This is a genomic window from Candidatus Omnitrophota bacterium, from assembly GCA_030650275.1.
Classification (GTDB): domain Bacteria; phylum Omnitrophota; class Gorgyraeia; order Zapsychrales; family Fredricksoniimonadaceae; genus JACPXN01.
Genome location: JAUSEK010000011.1, coordinates 72,356 through 89,574, shown reverse-complemented (window position 1 = coordinate 89,574; position 17,219 = coordinate 72,356). Strand labels below are relative to the sequence as shown.

Below are 17,219 nucleotides of genomic sequence, written 5' to 3'. Positions count from 1 at the left end.
TTCTTTATAACCTGCCATGATTGATGGCCAATACCTTGTCCTGCCCCCAGATCTTGGCGTATCGCTGGGCGGCATCCGCCAGAATCATTTCGCGGGGGATCTTTGCTTTTAACCCTTGGGAGATCCATTCAAGATAGCTGCCCATCCGTTGGGCCGCCCGGCCATCGCGGAATGGGTCCAGCTCATCCAACATCGGCGACCAATCGCCAAAACCGGGCCTCCCGTCTGAATGGCCCCAGTGATCAAGGCATGCTTTCCAGAGATCATCCCAATTTTTAAAAACAACCCGGCCTTCTCCTAACTGATAGACCGGGCTCTTGGAACAACCTTCCCTGTCCAGCATCAGCGTCGGTGTTCCCGTCAAAGCTGATTCAACGCCCGCTGTTGCCGCGCAAAGATGGCCATGAATGGCGATATCTGATGCCAATGCCGCTATCGCGGGAGGGTGCGATCCCAGATGAAACGCGACTTCTTTAAATATATAACATCTCCCCGTCTCTTGGGCGCGATCCAAAAGATCGGCAATATCCTCCCCCAATCTTTTGCGTAAATTTGAATATATCTTTGGCTTAAATATCAATCCGAGCGATGGTGTGTCCAAGATTTTCTTGAGCAAGAACGCGTAATTCTCCTGCGTCACCTGATGCCCTATATTCCATCGCGGATCATCTACGGAACTTTCATCAAAATAGGCCAATATCCTATTGGCCCCATGACGCTGCAGATCATGGCGTATCACGCTTGCTTCTTTTTTGAGAATTGGATACCGGTGGTCTCCCAAATAGCCCGTGACAACATAATAAGGGATCACAGAATCCGTGTCTTTTCCCAAATGCGCCCCAAACTTGGAAAAACCAAAAACAACGTCCGCTTTCGTCACCATCCATGGATTTGAATCGCTTTCAAAAGACCTTTGATAAATAACAGATACCCCTCCCAAGCCATTCAAAGCATCCGCCATCGGAAAATATTTGGATTCGATCTTATACCACGACACATGCATTTTGATGTTGTGCCGCGCAAAGAAATTGGACCAATAATCCTTCTGTTTATAATATTCTGCGACCTGTCGGGACAGATCTCTTCTGATATCATCCTTACCCTTGTCATCGGCTGCCCCCCTGGAGCGGTCTTCTTCTCTCAACTGACCGACATAATTGAATAAAGGGACCCGGGAGGTGGTGGTTGCCCTGGGATTCATAACAACCGCTGACATCCCATGCGCCTTGATCTCATCCCACGCTTGATCCGAGACCGGGAACACCGGATGCTGAAAATAGATCAGGATATCTTTATTCAAGGTGCTTGCCTGTTGACAGAAAAATAGGTCCGAGCTCAATTGCGGGGAATCAAGATTAAGATGTCCATAAAATTCAACGGCTATCTTGGGTGACAGGTCCTGACTATGCCTCTGATCGCCCTGACCCGCCATTCCAAGGGCCTTTTGCGTGCCCATCCAGGCGAACAGGACTTGTTTGATGGAATGTTTGATAAAACCGGGGCCTGCCATGATCTCTTTGACGCTAAAACCGCGCCCCCGGCGCATGGGAATAATATTGACATTCCGGGCCTCCGCCCATTTCTTGACCTGGGACAGCCACGGCCTTTGGGAGGAAAAAAGGAACACGTTGATCCTTTCCTCTTTTTTCCGCTTTAAAGAAGCGACCCGGAGCACCAGGAGAATGTGCATCAAGATAAACAGGCTTGAATCAAAATACAAAATACGTCTCATCAGAAAAAACCTTAGGTGCTCATCCGCCTTATTCTTCTGGATGATCTCCTGTAAGGCCGGATACCGGAACATATATTTCTGCAGATCCGCAAGATCCTCAAACATGACTGTCCACCAAAGAAAATCGCCATTTTTGTCTTTAGCGTCAAAAAAAGTGAAATCCAGCCGCTTGATCTCAATTTTAAGAAAAGCCGCCATCGATCGGGACAACCATAGCCCCTGGCAAGACGCATCCACATAATATAAAAGCGTATTCCCCTGATCTTTATCCGCCTTGGATCGCCGCTGGATCTCGGGAAGAACAGAAAACAACCACGAATAAACTGTTAATTTTTCAATAAAGTACACAAAAATCCCTCATGACCGAAGCTTAAAATCTGGATTTGTCTTGCCAAAAATAAACACTGGTCTAAAAGACGCGTCATACCGGTACTTATCCCTATGGGTCGCGACTTTCCGGAATCCGCATTTTTTGAACAATTGTACTGATGCCCTATTCCCCTGGTAAATGCCCGCTTCAATGTAATGCATCCTCAATTCTTTAAACGCGAAACGAACGGCCTCTTTTAAGGCCTCTTGCGCGTAACCTTTGCCCCAATAGGACCTGTCAAATAAACAGATCCCTAAACAACAAGAATAGTGAAAATAGGAGATGTCATGAACGCGCAAAGTGCCTATCAGATCCCCTGTGGTCTTATGAAATAATCCGAATAGAAGGCCCGATGGTGAATTGAGATTGGCCTCAACATAATCCCTGACCGTTTTTCTTGTTTGCTTCTTCTGCCTGGGGGCCAATAAAAATTTATTCACCTGTCCATCATTTAAACCATTGACGTATTGATCCGAAATATGCCTGACACGCAAGGTCTTAAGGTCCAAGCGTTTTGTTTTAAGATGGACTCCCTTTTTCATTTCACCTTTCCTTCTGAAGCGATCTGATAAATCCCTCATTACGGACCACATGAGAATTCATCCGGACCAATTCAGGATGCTGGTCCAGGTATGCTTTAATTTCATCAAAACTGCCCTGCGGATGTATCTTTTTGTAGAAATCATTGAATAAGATCTCTAACATGGCAAGATCTTCCGGTTCATCCACGACAACGCGATAACCGCTATGATCTTCGCGGTTATCCATGCAAAATAACTTAAACTGGTCCTGATGGTTCTTGATATAGGGCGTCACATGTTCGCGTTCTGAAGCTAATTTGGCATGTTGGTGGCATTTTTCTAAAGCCGTTGCTTTCAGAACTTCACAATCCAGGCCTTCGGCAAAACTAGGTGCCAGAAAAGCATAATCAACCTGATGTTTGGTAAATTCATCTATCAATTGGTCACAGATCCGCGTGTCTATCAGCGGGCAATCTCCCGTTATACGGACAACCGTATCAGCCGCGTATTTCTTAGCGGAAAAAAAGAAGCGTCCTAACACATCTTCTTCGCTCCCCCGCCATACATCAAATCCCAAGCCTTGAACATAAGACACAAGTTCATCGTTTTCTTGATTGGTAGATGTGGCCAAAATAATTTTGTCAATGCGTTTGGATGCTTTAAGCCGGTCCAACAAATACCCGATGATCGGTTTGCCCAAGATTTTCTTCATGACCTTGCCCGGTAACCGTGATGCTGACATTCTTGCCTGCACGATCGCTAAGACCATTAATTTAACCTTTTAAATCCACTGTGACAAACAGGCCCCTTCAATAATGACGCCAATTGACCCTCTTTGATCGCGGCAGATATGCATCCAAAAACTTCATCAGCATTCGCCAAGAATAGATCAATGATCTTGTCCGTATGCGCTATGGATACATAGATAACGGAAGAAGCTAAAAAGCTGCGTTTTAACATTTCTTGCGTATACACGGACTTGATCAGAAGTCCGTCTTTTTCTTTAATCATAAAAATGGGGTTTGATGCGAGTCCCTCAATCTCAATATTCAATTGATGTTTCTTGAATAGGCCTTCCAAACCCAATCGGATCTTATTTCCTTGTTTGATCAATTGCTGGGGCACAGCGTCCCGTTCATAGATCTTTAACACCTCAAGGGCTGCGGCATAGCCCGTGCGTTCCGTCCAATAAGTACTGCTGATGAATGTCTCTTGAGCGGCCTGCATGACTTTTTCTCTTCCCAAGATCGCGGAAATGGGATGTCCATTGCCCAAGGCCTTTCCTAAAACAGCCATGTCCGGCTGAAGGTCATACAACAGGTGGAGCCCTCCGGTATTCAACCGGAATCCGGAGGAGATCTCGTCGTAGATCAGCACGATCCCCATGTCCCGGGTCATTTCACGGATCGTACGCAAGAAATCAATATCCGGCTGGGAGTGTCTGGCAACCTCCATGATCACAACGCCCAGATCAGCTTTATGCTGTTGGACCAATTCCTTAAACGCTTGCGCATCTCCATAATAAAAAGGGATGGCGCTGCCCTTTAAGTGTTGGGGAACTCCGACCGGACTAAGGCCCGGCAAAAGGAGTTGGTCCAGATTCTTTGCGTCTGATAGATTAGCCGCCAGATACCAATCATGCCAGCCATGATAACCGCAAAAAGCGATCCTGTCTTTTTGAGTAAAGGCGCGGGCAATGCGCACCGCAATGGCGCAGGCCTCCCCTCCGGTACGGGCAAAACGCGCCATATCCGCCCAGGCATGCAGATCCACCAGCTTTTGGGCAAGCTCAACCTCCTGGGGGCAATTCAAGGTCGTCATATTCCCTTCATCGATCGCCTGGTGCACCGCCGCGTTGACTTCCTCATGGGCGTAGCCCAAAGGAGAGCTCCCAATGCCCATGATGCTCATATCGTAATAGTGACGGTCATCAAGGTCCCAAATCTCACAGCCCCTGGCTTTCTTGTAATACGCCGGCCACTGGTCAGGCAAAAACATCTCCGAGCGTTTGGAAAGCAGTTGATTGCCGCCCGGAATAAACGTTTTTGCTTTTTTCCACAATGCCGCACCCTTATTTATTTTTTCTGTCTTTAACATAAGAATATTCCCTATCGCCTGCTCGGCATTGCTAACGGCCAACGGTTAGGCAGAAGAATATCTTCATTGCCGATGCTCAATCCCTGCAGTTGATCATAAATACCGCGGACCTTATCAAAATCCTCAAGGCCTTTCAAATTTTCTTCAAAATGCCGTAAGCCGCCCACCCCCATGATGACCCGATCAATATGAGGATTTAATAAAGCAAAATTTAAACACAGCGATTGAACGGAAATGCCGTGCTTGAGCGAAAGTTCCGCAAGTCCCCTCAACGGGACCCCCGCTTCTTTGAGATGCCCCGGCAGTTGATCGGCCTTCATAAATGCAAGGCCTTGCAAAAAGACGGACCGCGCGTGAATTTCAATATTCTTTTGTTTCAATCCGTGCATGCATTTTTCAAATCGCCGGTCAAAAATACTGTAAGGAAATTGAACGAGGTCAAATTTGATATCGCGCTTGTCCAGTTCTTCCAGTTCACGCGGTGAATAGACGGAAACCCCGATCTTTTGAACAAGGCCTTGCCTTTTGACCTCCAGCATATCCGCCCAAAGGCGCTCATCATTCAAAACATCCGTCAAACGGTGGGCCAAATATCCATAAACGCCGGCGGTGTTCATTTTTGCCAGAGATTGCCGTAAAAGCTGCTTTAATCCTCCTTCTTTGTAAGGATCCAGGGAAAATTTTGACACCACCCGAAACGGGGATGGACCCTTCTTGATAAATTCTCCGATAACAGCTTCACTGTCTCCATAGGCACAGGCCGTGTCTAAAAGAAGAATGCCGCGGTCCGCCGCTGACTTGAGAATATCAAAAACCACTTCCCGGGGGATCTTCCCGCCTTTATTGGCGATCCCGTAATCCTGGCCAAACTGTGCCGTCCCAAGTCCTATACGCGAAAATAATGTCATGGGTGGACGGGGACCGGTTTTAAACTACGAATGGCTTCAATGACCTTCCCGACCTCCTCGTCCTTCATCGCGGCGAAAAGAGGGATCGATAAACAGCGCTGATAATAATTCTCCGCATGGGGATACTGACCCCGTCGGTATCCGAATTTCTTTTGATAATAGGGCTGCGTGGGGATGGGAATGTAATGCACCTGCGTTTGAATGCCCTTTTTGCGCAACTCAAGCATCAAATGCGCGCGGGACATCCCCAATTTCCCAAAATCAAACAGCAAAACATAGAGATGAAAATTGCTTTGACAAAAATCGGCTTCAAAGGGTGTCGTGACATGATCAAGCCCTTCAAAAGCGGCATTGTAACGCCCGACGATCTCTTTTCTGCGCTTTATAAAACGGTCCAATTTCTTGATCTGGGAAATGCCTAAAGCGCACTGAATGTCCGTGATCCGGTAATTGAACCCTAAATCCTGCTGCTCATAGTACCAGGGCCGCTTGATCCGTTCCCCCTCGTGAGAGGGCTCAAAGGCCTCATCCTCATTGACCAATTCCAGGGGATCATTGGTGATCCCATGGGAACGAAACCGTCTTAAGGAATGGCATAATTTCTCGTCATTGGTCAGGACAGCGCCCCCTTCGGCCGTGGTGATGTGTTTGACCGGATGAAAACTCAAGACCGTCATGTCCGAATACGCGCCGGACCCGACTTTCTTGGCCTTATAAGAGGACCCCAACGCATGGGAAGCGTCTTCAATGATATAAATTTTGTGGCCGTATTCCTTCTGTTTTTGCCGGACAATATCATGGATCGCCTGCATATCACAGCTTTGGCCGGCAAAATGAACAGGGATGACGGCCCTGGTGGCCCTTGTCATTTTCTGCTCGAGCGCCAGGGGGGAAATATTATAGGTCTTGGGATCAATATCGGCAAAAACCGGCGTGCCTGCGCAATAAACGATGCAATTGGCGGACGCCACAAACGAATTGGGCGAGGTGATCACCTCATCGCCGGCATGAATACCGGCCGCCAGACAGCCGATGTGTAAAGCAGACGTTCCGGAATTGACGGCAACGGCAAATGAAGCGCCGGTCTTTGCTTTCAATGCCTCTTCAAATTCCGCGATCTTGGGCCCTTGCGTCAGATACCCTGATTTTAAAACATCCGTCACCGCCCGGATATCATCATCTTCAATGCACTGACGCCCATAAGGAATAAAATCAAGTTGCGGATAAACGCTCCCCTGCCGGCCTTGTTTGATCCTGGCAGGCACTCCTTTTTGATGATCCTGATAGAACTTCTCTATGCATTCTTCAATGGTCGGACACGGAACATTCAAAGCCCGCTGTATTTTGCCTGTGTCCAAAGCCATGAACTTCCGGCGTTTGGCTTTAAAAGCAAAATCACCGATAGGGATCGGCTCGATCAATGTCTCATCCAGTTGAAAGCGCCGGGCGATCGCGCGGGCAAATTGGTATTTTGACAAATGCGTGCGGCTGGCGGCATTGTAAACCCCCCGGATCTTTTTTTGGATGGCGCGGTCAATGAGCTTTGCCAGTTCAAAAGTATAAATGGATGAAAATTCAGCGTCGCTGAACCCCTTGATCTTGGTCTGATGCGAAAGTTCGTGGATGATCCACTCGCCTAAACTGAATTTTTCCTGGATATTCCAGCCAAAAATATTGGTCCTTAGAATAAGAGTATTTTTATGCTTTAAGGCCTCTTTTTCCGCTTCGATCTTTGTCCATGAATAATGATTGGAAGGATTGACCGCTCCCTGTTCATTGATCAAAGGACCCTTGGTCTCATCATAAATAGAATCTGTTGAGATAAAAATAAATTGGCAGGGGGTCTGGTCAATGGCTTCGATGAGATGGCGTGTTGCCAGAACATTGGCCTTGGTGGCCAGATCCTGATGACTTTCGCAATATTCGATATCCGAAAGGGCCGCGCAATGGATAATAACATCTGGTTGAAACTCCCTGACGACAGTTCTAACCCGGTCCGGGTCCGTTAAATCTACCCGCTCAAGCCTATTGCCTTCAATGGCGCAGGGATGCTGATGGAACAATCCTAAAATGGTGTAATCATCCTTCAGGCAAAGGGCGAGATTATTGCCCAAAAGGCCGCTGACGCCTGTGATGATCATTCTTTGTTGTTTTGCCATATCCTTACACCTATTGGGAAACGCCCGTCATGGAAAAACGCGACTTTTCAATGGCATAATCGTCCGCAATGCGCTCAATCATTTCTTTCAATTCGTTGACCGTCATCCATTCGGTATTGGAATCCGAACGATAAGTGAATCCTTCCGGACAGGCCTTCCCTTTATGTTTTCCTGCCTGGGCCAAAAGAATGTCCCGTTGGTCGGCATTGTATTGGACCACAAAACAATCCTGAAATTCAATGGCAGACCTGGCCTCATCCTCGCTGATCAATGTTTCATGGATCTTTTCTCCGGGGCGGATGCCAATGACTTCTTGTTTGCAGTCCGGGGCGATCGCCGTGGCCAGGTCAGTGATCTTCATGGACGGAATACGAGGGACAAAAATTTCTCCCCCCGTGGACCTTTGCAGGGACATCAGCACCAGATAAACGGCCTGATCCAGGGTGATCCAAAAACGCGTCATGCGATCATCAGTGATGGGCAAGACCCCTGTTTTGGCGCGTTCCCTGAAAAATGGGATGACGGAACCCCTGGAACCGACGACATTGCCGTAACGCACGACTGAAAATTGCGTTCTCGACGGAAGGACCGCGTTGTTTTCAGCCACGAACAGTTTGTCGGAACATAATTTTGTCGCCCCGTAAAGGTTGATGGGGTTGCACGCCTTGTCCGTTGACAGGGCGATCACTTTCTTGACATGGCAATGCAATGCCGCTTCAATGATGTTCATCGCCCCCATGACATTGGTTTTAATATATTCATCGGGATTGCGCTCGGCCGCGGGGACCTGCTTGAGCGCCGCCGCGTGGACCACATAATCAATGCCTTCAAAAACCCGGCATAAACGGTTGCCGTCGCGCACGTCCCCCAGCACATATTCCAGGCAAGGATGCTCGGATGGTTTCCATTTTTGCGCCATTTCAAATTGTTTTAATTCATCCCTGGAAAAAACGACCAATCGCTTGGGACGGAATTGTTTTAAAACGATCTGGACCATTTTCTTACCGAATGATCCTGTTCCCCCGGTGATCAAAATACTTTTGTTGTCTAAAATAGTCGTATCCATAACCATCCTTTGTTAATGAATGAATCTTGTTTCCCGTTGAGCTAACTCTGTGATCAAATTCATCATTTTTGGTCCCTGGAGAGGTAGGTCTTCATACCCTTCCTTACAAATACAGGCCAACGCATCTTTATTGGCTTCCTGAAGTGTTTGAATAAATACGATGGTGTGATCTCCCTTGGAAACTTCCTTGATAGCCATTTCCGCCAACAAGGCCAGATCAGAATGGCCAAGAATATTGAAGTTTCTTTCTCCTTCTTGGTACGATTCCTTAAAAATTGTTTTTAAATGATCCTTAATGGTTTCAATGGAATTGAGGGTTTTAATGGTATATCTGATGGATTTGCGCAATTTCTCGGAAAACCCCTTGGGGGTCAAAAGGTATTGTATTTTGCGCTTATTCAGCTGATGGATGCGGATATACCCTTTGGCGATCAAACGATGCAAAAGCATGTTTGTCATTCCTAAGGAAACCCTCAATTGGCGGGAAATATCACGCTGGTTAACGCCTAATTGCGCCCCCACGATATTCACCAATTCAAATTCGCGTTCGTTTAAAAGTTCTTTAGGCATAGTCGGTTAGGAAGTTCAATTATTGAACATCCCAATTATAAACTCTCTCTTTCCCCTGTCAAGAGATAGTTATCGATGACCTTTAGCTCTTAATGAATTCTAGACCGGTAGGTAAGATCTGGTTGGGAACCAGTTGGATCGTTCTGTATGCACGGAAAACTAAAAAGCCGGCCAAAATCACGATCGCCGCCGCTCTCCATACCCTTGACGGAAAGGCGCGTATCAAATATTCCGACAAAAGCACGGTCCCCACGATCCCCGCTGGGGTCAATGACAAAAAATAACGGTTAGAAATTTGCAAAATTTTCTGTCCTTCTCCTTGACCATACTTCAATTTCAAAAGCAGGAGCCCGAAGCCCCCCAGCATCAAAAGAAAAAAAGCTAAATATTTAATTTCCAAATGCGCCTTCCAATCCTTCCCCCGGCATTGAACAATAAGAACAAGGGCGGACATAAAAATAAAAAATAATCGATCCTTGGAGATATTAGCATTAATTAAGGCCACCGGACCATCAACAAAGTAAGAGAGGTATTGCGGCGAATGAATGTAATAAAATCCGCATATCCCCAGAGGGAGCAGGACCAGGGGAACATACCAAAGGAGCCGTGGACGACGGAACATCCATAATACCGCGCCGGCCGCCGTAATTTGAACGGCACTGATGATCGACGTCAAAGCCAAAAGCCAATGAATGAAAACAAGACCGTACCAGCTCTTTTTATTTTGATCGGCCGGGCCTTCTAAAATATTCAATAAAAATAAGATCTGGAACAGGCTCAGAGCAAACCACTCCGCGTACGGCCGGGCTTCTGTCCAATGGATCCAAAACAAGAAAGATGTCATGGTCACGGCTAACGCGTAGAGGCCCATGCCCCAGGAATGACGCCGTCCAAAATAATAAAATACCGCGCTCAAGGCCGCTGACATGAAAACAACTGATTGTATCCTTAAAAAGAACTGATCAAAGACATAGGTCCCTTCCCAATGCCCTTTGACCCATTCCTGCGGGAGATGATAAGAAAACAGGTCGCATTGCGCCTTTTGTAAAACAAAAGATAACGGAGAATTACCGCCTTCGTGAAGTCCTATGAGGATCGCTTTGTAGGACTGCCCCAAGGTAATATAGATTAAAGAGTAATACTCATCGTTCCATAAGGGCCTCTGGGAAGCGATCCACAATCCAAGGGCCGCCAACAATACAAATAAAATTCCAGTCCAAATCCGTATCAAACGCATTGATCCCTCACCATTTAAATGCCACGCCTGAACGTTGGCATTGACTGCAGATGGGCATGGATTTACGCCCTTTGGTCGCCATCAACTCACGGGTGGCTATGGCGGCGGGGCCGTTCCAAATTTCACGGACATTCCTGTCGCCGGCTTTGTAGGTGGCGTATGGTTTCAGATTACTCCAGACCACCCCTTCACAGCATTGCAGCATGTCCCCGTTGAAATTGACCTGCATGGCTTTCCATAACCAGTCGCAAGAAATGGGAAGTGTCGTGGTCGGAAGGGCTGTTTCTTTGCCTTCCAATCCTCCCCGGGGATTTCCCTGACGGAAACTCAACATCACGCCCAATTCCTGACAGAATTGACGGATCAAGGGGATCTGGTGGCGATTATAATTATAGGTAATCCAATCGATCATGATCAAAGCGGGCGTATTCAATTCTTTTTTGATGCGCGCCACCATGCGGATATTTTCTTTAAGTTTCTCAACCTCGCCGTAACGGATCTGAATGCTGTAAATGTCCTGGGTGAACCCTCCCAACTGGATCTTGATAAAGTCCAGTCCCGCCGCCAATATCTCTCGGGCGTTCTGTTCGGTGAACAACAAGCCGTTCGTTGAGATCATGGTCATCACCTTGCGTTCGGTGGCAAACCGGATCACTTTTCCAAGGTCTTTATACAGCAACGGCTCGCCGTTGGTGTAAAGCACCGCGATCAAAACATCTTTTTTGACCTGGTCGATGATGTCCATGGCCATTTCAGCCGGCATTTTCCCTTTTGAGATACTGCCTAAGGTGGGGTTGTTGGGATTGAGGTTGTAAATGGTCCCTTTTTTATCACGGCAGAAAAGACAGCCCGCGTTGCATTCATTCCATAGTTCAAGGCTAAGGATAAAAGGAGAGCTTGCTGATCTTTTTGTTTTTAATAAATAGGCCGCGGTGCACAGGAGCACATTCCAAAGTTTGCGGACAGTGATCTTTCCGCTGAGCATCCCTGTCAGGAAAAGTTTGGCCTTAAGGCGGTGATAACTGTTACGCGCGGGGGTTGATCCCATAGGTCGACTCGATGATATAATTAGGCCGCATTTTACTTTGTTCGTGGACAGCATTTAAATACAGGCCGATCATGCCGATACAAAACAACTGCACCCCTCCGATAAAAATAATGACCAGCATCAGGGCCGTCCACCCGGGGATCGCCGCGCCATTGATATTTTGGATCAAAGCATTCATGGCAAACAGGATACTTACTAAAATAGCAGATAAACCGCAATAAGAAGCGATCTTCAAAGGCACGGAAGAAAAATTGATGATGGCGGAGTTTAAAAAATTGGAGATCACCTTTTTCCCGAGCACAAAAAATTTGCTTTTTCCCGCGAACCGCGCCTGGCGGTCATAGGCAATGAAAACCTGTTTAAACCCGACCCATGCCACAAGCCCGCGCATGAACGGATTGATCTCTTTGAGCAGCAGCAAATGGTCAATGACCCGCCGGGAAAGCAGTTTGAAATCTCCCGCTTCCTGGGGGATGGGCACTGTTGAATAGCGATTGAGGATACGGTAGCCGATCTTTGTAATGAACAGTTTAAAGGCGCTTTCTCCCTGACGCGAACGGCGCACGGTATGCACCACATCGGCGTTTTGTTCGCGCATGGCTTTAAGCATTTCCGGGATCAATTCCGGAGGATCCTGCAGATCAGCATCCATATATATGGCCGCGTCCCCTTGGGCTTGGGCCAAACCCGCCATGACACAGGGAGCAACTCCAAAAACCCTCGACATGGTGATTATTTTAATGTCTTTCGTGTTCTGGGCATGCCGCAAAAGGACCTCTAAAGACCTGTCATTGGAAGCATCATTGACAAAAATTAATTCCCATCCGGCAATGGCGTTATGTTCTTTTTCTTTGGTCAATACGGCCCTGACGCGTGAAATTAATTCCTGAAGAACATGCTCCTCATTGCGAAAAGAAAAAATAATGGATAAGATCGGCGCTTGCATATGGGGGGTTATCCTACAACATTTCTTACAAAAATACAAATTTTTTCGCCAAAATGCTTTTAACGCTGCCAGCCGACTCCTTCATGGCCAAATTGAAACACTTTAGGATGCATTATTTCGGCGAGAATTTCTAATGATTCAACCAATCGGGGGCCCGGACGGTTAAAATACTGGTTACCATCCGTCAAATAGACTTTGTTTTGCCGGACGGCTTTTAATTGATGCCACCCGGGATTTTTCATTAAAATAGGCATTTCTTGGCGAATACGTTCAATATCCCAACCGCAAGGCATTACTATAATCACCTCAGGATCGGCTTGGTGCAATTGTTCCCAGCTCATCCACGGGGAATGCTCTCCCGGTTTTCCAAAAAGGTCCTTTCCACCTGCCATCTCCACCAATTCCGGCACCCAATTACCCGCGCACATCAATGGCTCAATCCATTCGATACATGCCACCGATGGGTGTTGAGGCAAACTTTTCGTTTTCCGCGCAATATCTGACATGCGCTCTTGACAGTGTCTGATAAGCTTTTCCGCCTGATTGGGCTGACCCAAGGCATCCGCAACCTGTCTTATTCCCTGCCACACATCAAGCAGGGCATTGGGCCGCAAAGTAACTATTTTAACTTCGTCTCCAACCCAATCACACACTGCCTCTTGTACATCTTTAAGGCTCACCGCGCAGACCTCACAATGGTCCTGCGTGATAATAACATCCGGTTTTAAAGCTTTAAGCCTCTCGGTATCAACACGATAAACGGAAAGAGATTCACGGACAATCGTCTTAACACGCTCATCGATCTCACGGCTGGTCCCATGGATATTAAATTTAGGCTCGGAACAGGCGGGCAGCTGCCGGACGTCCAGCGGGTAATCACATTCATGTGAACGCCCAACCAGGGAGCCTTCAAAACCTAAGGCACAGACAATCTCCGTGCTGCTGGCAATTAAAGAAACGATTCTCATAAGAACCTAGTATCTCAAATTCGACCCTAGCCATTTTTCAGCTTCTTGTACGGATATTTTCTTACGTTTGGCGTAGTCGGTGATCTGGTCCTGGTCTATTGTGTTGATGGCAAAATATTTTGATTGTGGATGAGCAAAATAGAGGCCACTGACGGCTGCAGTGGGGAACATGGCAAAAGTCTCCGTTAAGTTAATGCCGGTATTCTTAGTAGCATCTAAAATTTTAAATAATGTCGCTTTTTCTGTATGGTCGGGGTAGGCCGGATACCCCGGCGCCGGGCGAATACCCCGATAATGACCTAAAATAATTTGTTCATCGGTCAAATCCTCCTGCGGAGCATAACCCCAAAGCTCTTTGCGCACTTTCTCGTGCATCAATTCTGCAAATGCCTCTGCCAAACGGTCAGCCACAGCTTTGGCCATGATGCATTTGTAATCATCGTGGTCGGCTTTAAAATTTTTGACCAACTCGTCTAAACCAATGCCGGTACTCACCGCGAAAGCGCCGATATAGTCTTTGACCCCGGATGATCTTGGAGCCACGTAATCCGCATGGGATAAAAGCGGATGATCTTCCCAGACAATGATCTGCTGGCGCAGATTATAGAAAATAGCAGCCACATTCTGACGATCGTCATCGCTATACAATTCGATATCGTCTCCAACAGAATTAGCAGGAAAAAAACCTACAACCGCGTTAGCCTTAAGAAGTTTTTTATTAATAATCTCATCCAAAAGAGCGTTGGCATCATGATAAACACGGCTGGCTTCAGCATTCAAGACTGGATCTTTGAGGATCTGTGGAAATTTCCCTTTAAGTTCCCAGGTAATAAAAAACGGTGACCAGTCGATGCGTTTACGGATGAGGGTCAGGTCAAAATTCTGGAAAACTTTAATGCCTAAAAATGAAGGCTTGGTAATGCCGGCTTGTTCCCAATCAGTCATAAAAGCTTTTTCACGGGCTTTTTTAATGGGAACAAAGGATTGGCTCGACCGGCGGCTTAAATGTTCCTGACGCAATTCTTCAAATTCTTTGCGGACTTTGTTGATCAGATCTTGTTTTAATTCGGGATCCATCAGTGATCGGCAAACAGCCGCGCAACCGGAAGCATCTTGACCATGGATGACCAACCCGTTTTTATAAACGGGCTCAATTTTAACAGCTGTATGCGCGGGCGAAGTGGTTGCTCCTCCGATCAAAAGAGGCAAGGAAAAGCCCTGACGCTGCAATTCAGAAGCCACATGCACCATTTCATCCAGGGATGGGGTAATGAGCCCGGAAAGGCCGATCATGTCCGCATTATTTTGTTTAGCTTCTTGCAGGATTTTCTCGCAAGGGACCATGACGCCCAGATCAATAATTTTAAAACCATGACAAGCCAGTACTGCACCGACGATGTCCTTACCGATATCATGGACATCCCCTTTGACAGTGGCCATCACAATGGTTCCCGCCCCTGGCGTCGAATAAGCCGCAGACTTTTTCATGACCCTGGCGCTTTTGATCACTTGGGGCAAAAACATTTTACCCGATCCGAAAAAGCCGCTAAAATGGCCCGCTAAACTTGACTTTTTCCTGGCTTTCCTCTTCAGACACTGAGCCGGGTCTGCCTAAAACTTTGAAACAAGCGTCCCCTATATCCTTAACAGAAGGATAAAATGCTTCCTCCAGGGGCGCGCTCGTCGGTGCGGGCATATCAGGCCACATGACCCGCAGGGGCGCTGACTTAAAGATCCCCGGGTCTTTTTCCGCTAATGAAGCGATGATCTCGCCGGAAACGCTGCATGGTTTCCAATCCCCCTCCACAAGGACCAAATGGCCTGTTTTTTTAACTGAAGAATACACGGTCTGAACATCCAATGGCCTTAAGCTCCGCAGATCGATCAATTCCGCTGAAATCCCCTTGAGGCCAAGCAGACGGACCGCTTTCTTGGCTTCAGAGACCATATGGGATGAAGCGACCAGGGTCACGTCCTTGCCCTCAAGGGCCACACGGGCCTGACCAAAAGCAACACGATAAACACCCTCAGGAACATCTTGGGCTTCATCATAAAGCCGGCGGTGTTCGATCATCACGACCGGACCGCCTTCCTGCAGGGCTGAAATGATCATGCCTTTGGCATCATAAGGTGTGGCCGGTGCCGCGACTTTAAGGCCGGGGATATGCGCGAACAAAGCATGCATGCTTTGTGAATGTTGCGGCCCTTGCCCCCATCCCCGCCCCACAATAAGCCGGATCAAAACGGACATTTCCTGCCGGCCGGCGAACATATACTTCCATTTAGAAGCATGATTGATCAGCTGATCAAGGGCCAACAAAAAGAAATCAACCCTTTGATTGACCATGATCGGACGCATCCCCTGAAGGGAAGCTCCCAGCAGTACCCCTAACGTCCCGTTCTCGGACGCGGGGGTGTCAAAAACACGCTGGTCCCCGAATTCTTCTTTCAGCCCCCTGGTCGAGCCGAACACCTCTCCGGGGGCGGGAACGCCTAACCCGCAAACAAAAACCCGCTTGTCCTGACGCATCATCACGGCTTGCGCGTCCCGTATGCTTTCAGAATATTTCATACCCTGATACTTTCCTTGATCGTTTCCTTGCGGGGGAATGCCGCTTGGCGGGCAAAAGCAAGGGACTCGTCAATTTCTTTTTCAAATTCATCTCTCAAGAGCTGCACTTCCTGCGCCGGGAATTCCGCAGCCAATGCACGGATAGGGCAATGTTCCATCCACTCCTCTACCTCTTGTTTTGTCCGGTAACCGGCGTCCCAATCATAATGAGGTCCCACATGTTCACGCCAGCGATAAGTCATGACTTCGATCAAACTCGGTCCTTCTTTGCGTCTTGCCCGATGAACGGCCTCTACGGCTTTGGCGTAAACACCCCCCACATCATTACCGTCGCAACGATGACCCGGCATGCCATAGGCCTCGGCACGCTTATAGATATCGACGCGGGGCTGACGGGCGCTCAGAGGCGTCGTCGTGGAATAAAGATTATTTTCGCAAACAAAAATAACAGGAAGTTTTTTGAAGGAAGCCCAGTTCAAGCTCTCATGAAAAACGCCTTCCTCGATCGCCGCATCTCCGGCCGGGGCAACCGCAACCCTGTCTTCGCCTTTCATCTGAAATGCCAATGCCGCGCCTACGGCATGAGGGACCGTCGCTGCGAGAATGGACGATGAACCCATCACTCCGGCCGCCGTATCCAAAAGATGCATGGATCCCCCCCAGCCCCCGGAACACCCGGCTTCTTTGCCCATCAACTCCGCCATCATCGCGTTGAGATCCCCGCCCTTGGCGATATACCAGCCGTGCGAACGATGATAGGGAGAAACCGTATCGCTTGGTCTCAAAGCGGCACAAACTCCCACGGCAACGGCCTCCTGCCCCGTGTAAAGGTGCATGGGCGTCTTGATCTCATCTGCCTGATGGTAAATGGCCGACAACCTCTCCTCGATCAGCCGCAAACGGAGCATTCCGCGAAGAAGTTTTCTTTTCAAATCTTTCCCGTCGGGAATGCCGGGCATCCGCCCGTAACTGGTGGGCTTGTTCTTCATGTGCGTATCATAAAAGATATCATTTGGCATTGCAAC

15 protein-coding genes and 1 pseudogene are annotated in these 17,219 nt (G+C 47.9%); all 16 read right to left on the bottom strand.

Annotation, left to right across the window (positions count from 1 at the left end):
• Positions 1–4: 4 nt before the first annotated feature.
• Positions 5–2,080, bottom strand: coding sequence for a hypothetical protein (locus Q7K71_03215; GenBank protein ID MDO8675113.1), 2,076 nt, complete (start codon positions 2,078–2,080; stop codon positions 5–7).
• Between the two features lie 9 nt (positions 2,081–2,089).
• Positions 2,090–2,644: a GNAT family N-acetyltransferase gene (locus tag Q7K71_03210; protein ID MDO8675112.1), complete on the bottom strand. Its 555-nt coding sequence runs from the start codon at positions 2,642–2,644 to the stop codon at positions 2,090–2,092.
• 1 nt (position 2,645) lies between these two features.
• The gene (locus Q7K71_03205) at positions 2,646–3,392 is read right to left on the bottom strand and encodes a glycosyltransferase family protein (protein MDO8675111.1); all 747 of its coding nucleotides are present in this window, start codon (positions 3,390–3,392) and stop codon (positions 2,646–2,648) included.
• Complete coding sequence (locus tag Q7K71_03200) at positions 3,392–4,720, bottom strand: aminotransferase class III-fold pyridoxal phosphate-dependent enzyme (protein ID MDO8675110.1); 1,329 nt, start codon at positions 4,718–4,720, stop codon at positions 3,392–3,394. The genes Q7K71_03205 and Q7K71_03200 overlap by 1 nt, the downstream gene beginning before the upstream one ends.
• A gap of 11 nt (positions 4,721–4,731) precedes the next feature.
• The gene (locus tag Q7K71_03195) at positions 4,732–5,628 is read right to left on the bottom strand and encodes an aldo/keto reductase (GenBank protein MDO8675109.1); all 897 of its coding nucleotides are present in this window, start codon (positions 5,626–5,628) and stop codon (positions 4,732–4,734) included.
• Positions 5,625–6,836 (bottom strand): UDP-4-amino-4,6-dideoxy-N-acetyl-beta-L-altrosamine transaminase, encoded by a 1,212-nt coding sequence (pseC, locus tag Q7K71_03190; GenBank protein ID MDO8675108.1) that lies wholly within the window; start codon positions 6,834–6,836, stop codon positions 5,625–5,627. Before pseC ends, Q7K71_03195 begins: the two co-directional genes overlap by 4 nt.
• Before the next feature lie 81 nt (positions 6,837–6,917).
• A pseudogene (locus Q7K71_03185) lies at positions 6,918–7,769 on the bottom strand (SDR family oxidoreductase).
• Positions 7,770–7,797: 28 nt separating this feature from the next.
• Positions 7,798–8,853, bottom strand: a complete 1,056-nt coding sequence (pseB, locus tag Q7K71_03180) for a UDP-N-acetylglucosamine 4,6-dehydratase (inverting) (protein MDO8675107.1) — start codon at positions 8,851–8,853, stop codon at positions 7,798–7,800.
• Positions 8,854–8,865: 12 nt separating this feature from the next.
• Positions 8,866–9,423 carry a hypothetical protein gene (locus tag Q7K71_03175; GenBank protein MDO8675106.1) on the bottom strand — a complete coding sequence of 186 codons (558 nt, stop codon included), beginning with the start codon at positions 9,421–9,423 and terminating at the stop codon, positions 8,866–8,868.
• A gap of 82 nt (positions 9,424–9,505) precedes the next feature.
• A complete protein-coding gene (locus tag Q7K71_03170; protein MDO8675105.1) occupies positions 9,506–10,660 on the bottom strand; it encodes a hypothetical protein in 1,155 nt (384 codons plus the stop codon).
• A gap of 7 nt (positions 10,661–10,667) precedes the next feature.
• Positions 10,668–11,708 carry a radical SAM/SPASM domain-containing protein gene (locus Q7K71_03165; protein MDO8675104.1) on the bottom strand — a complete coding sequence of 347 codons (1,041 nt, stop codon included), beginning with the start codon at positions 11,706–11,708 and terminating at the stop codon, positions 10,668–10,670.
• Positions 11,686–12,654 carry a glycosyltransferase family 2 protein gene (locus Q7K71_03160; GenBank protein ID MDO8675103.1) on the bottom strand — a complete coding sequence of 323 codons (969 nt, stop codon included), beginning with the start codon at positions 12,652–12,654 and terminating at the stop codon, positions 11,686–11,688. The genes Q7K71_03165 and Q7K71_03160 overlap by 23 nt, the downstream gene beginning before the upstream one ends.
• 59 nt (positions 12,655–12,713) lie before the next feature.
• Entirely contained in the window at positions 12,714–13,622 is a 909-nt protein-coding gene (locus Q7K71_03155; GenBank protein ID MDO8675102.1) for a cobalamin-binding protein, read from the bottom strand.
• Positions 13,623–13,628: 6 nt separating this feature from the next.
• Positions 13,629–15,062 carry a vitamin B12 dependent-methionine synthase activation domain-containing protein gene (locus Q7K71_03150; GenBank protein ID MDO8675101.1) on the bottom strand — a complete coding sequence of 478 codons (1,434 nt, stop codon included), beginning with the start codon at positions 15,060–15,062 and terminating at the stop codon, positions 13,629–13,631.
• Between the two features lie 106 nt (positions 15,063–15,168).
• Positions 15,169–16,194, bottom strand: coding sequence for a transketolase C-terminal domain-containing protein (locus Q7K71_03145; GenBank protein MDO8675100.1), 1,026 nt, complete (start codon positions 16,192–16,194; stop codon positions 15,169–15,171).
• Positions 16,191–17,213 carry a thiamine pyrophosphate-dependent dehydrogenase E1 component subunit alpha gene (locus tag Q7K71_03140; GenBank protein MDO8675099.1) on the bottom strand — a complete coding sequence of 341 codons (1,023 nt, stop codon included), beginning with the start codon at positions 17,211–17,213 and terminating at the stop codon, positions 16,191–16,193. The genes Q7K71_03145 and Q7K71_03140 overlap by 4 nt, the downstream gene beginning before the upstream one ends.
• Positions 17,214–17,219 lie beyond the last annotated feature (6 nt).

Coding starts and splice junctions, on each gene's coding strand:
- Q7K71_03210 (MDO8675112.1), bottom strand. CDS start 2,644: ATGAAAAAGGGAGTCCATCTTAAAACAAAACGCTTGGACCTTAAGACC.
- Q7K71_03205 (MDO8675111.1), bottom strand. CDS start 3,392: ATGGTCTTAGCGATCGTGCAGGCAAGAATGTCAGCATCACGGTTACCG.
- Q7K71_03200 (MDO8675110.1), bottom strand. CDS start 4,720: ATGTTAAAGACAGAAAAAATAAATAAGGGTGCGGCATTGTGGAAAAAA.
- Q7K71_03195 (MDO8675109.1), bottom strand. CDS start 5,628: ATGACATTATTTTCGCGTATAGGACTTGGGACGGCACAGTTTGGCCAG.
- pseB (MDO8675107.1), bottom strand. CDS start 8,853: ATGGATACGACTATTTTAGACAACAAAAGTATTTTGATCACCGGGGGA.
- Q7K71_03175 (MDO8675106.1), bottom strand. CDS start 9,423: ATGCCTAAAGAACTTTTAAACGAACGCGAATTTGAATTGGTGAATATC.
- Q7K71_03170 (MDO8675105.1), bottom strand. CDS start 10,660: ATGCGTTTGATACGGATTTGGACTGGAATTTTATTTGTATTGTTGGCG.
- Q7K71_03165 (MDO8675104.1), bottom strand. CDS start 11,708: ATGGGATCAACCCCCGCGCGTAACAGTTATCACCGCCTTAAGGCCAAA.
- Q7K71_03160 (MDO8675103.1), bottom strand. CDS start 12,654: ATGCAAGCGCCGATCTTATCCATTATTTTTTCTTTTCGCAATGAGGAG.
- Q7K71_03155 (MDO8675102.1), bottom strand. CDS start 13,622: ATGAGAATCGTTTCTTTAATTGCCAGCAGCACGGAGATTGTCTGTGCC.
- Q7K71_03150 (MDO8675101.1), bottom strand. CDS start 15,062: ATGGCCACTGTCAAAGGGGATGTCCATGATATCGGTAAGGACATCGTC.
- Q7K71_03145 (MDO8675100.1), bottom strand. CDS start 16,194: ATGAAATATTCTGAAAGCATACGGGACGCGCAAGCCGTGATGATGCGT.
- Q7K71_03140 (MDO8675099.1), bottom strand. CDS start 17,213: ATGCCAAATGATATCTTTTATGATACGCACATGAAGAACAAGCCCACC.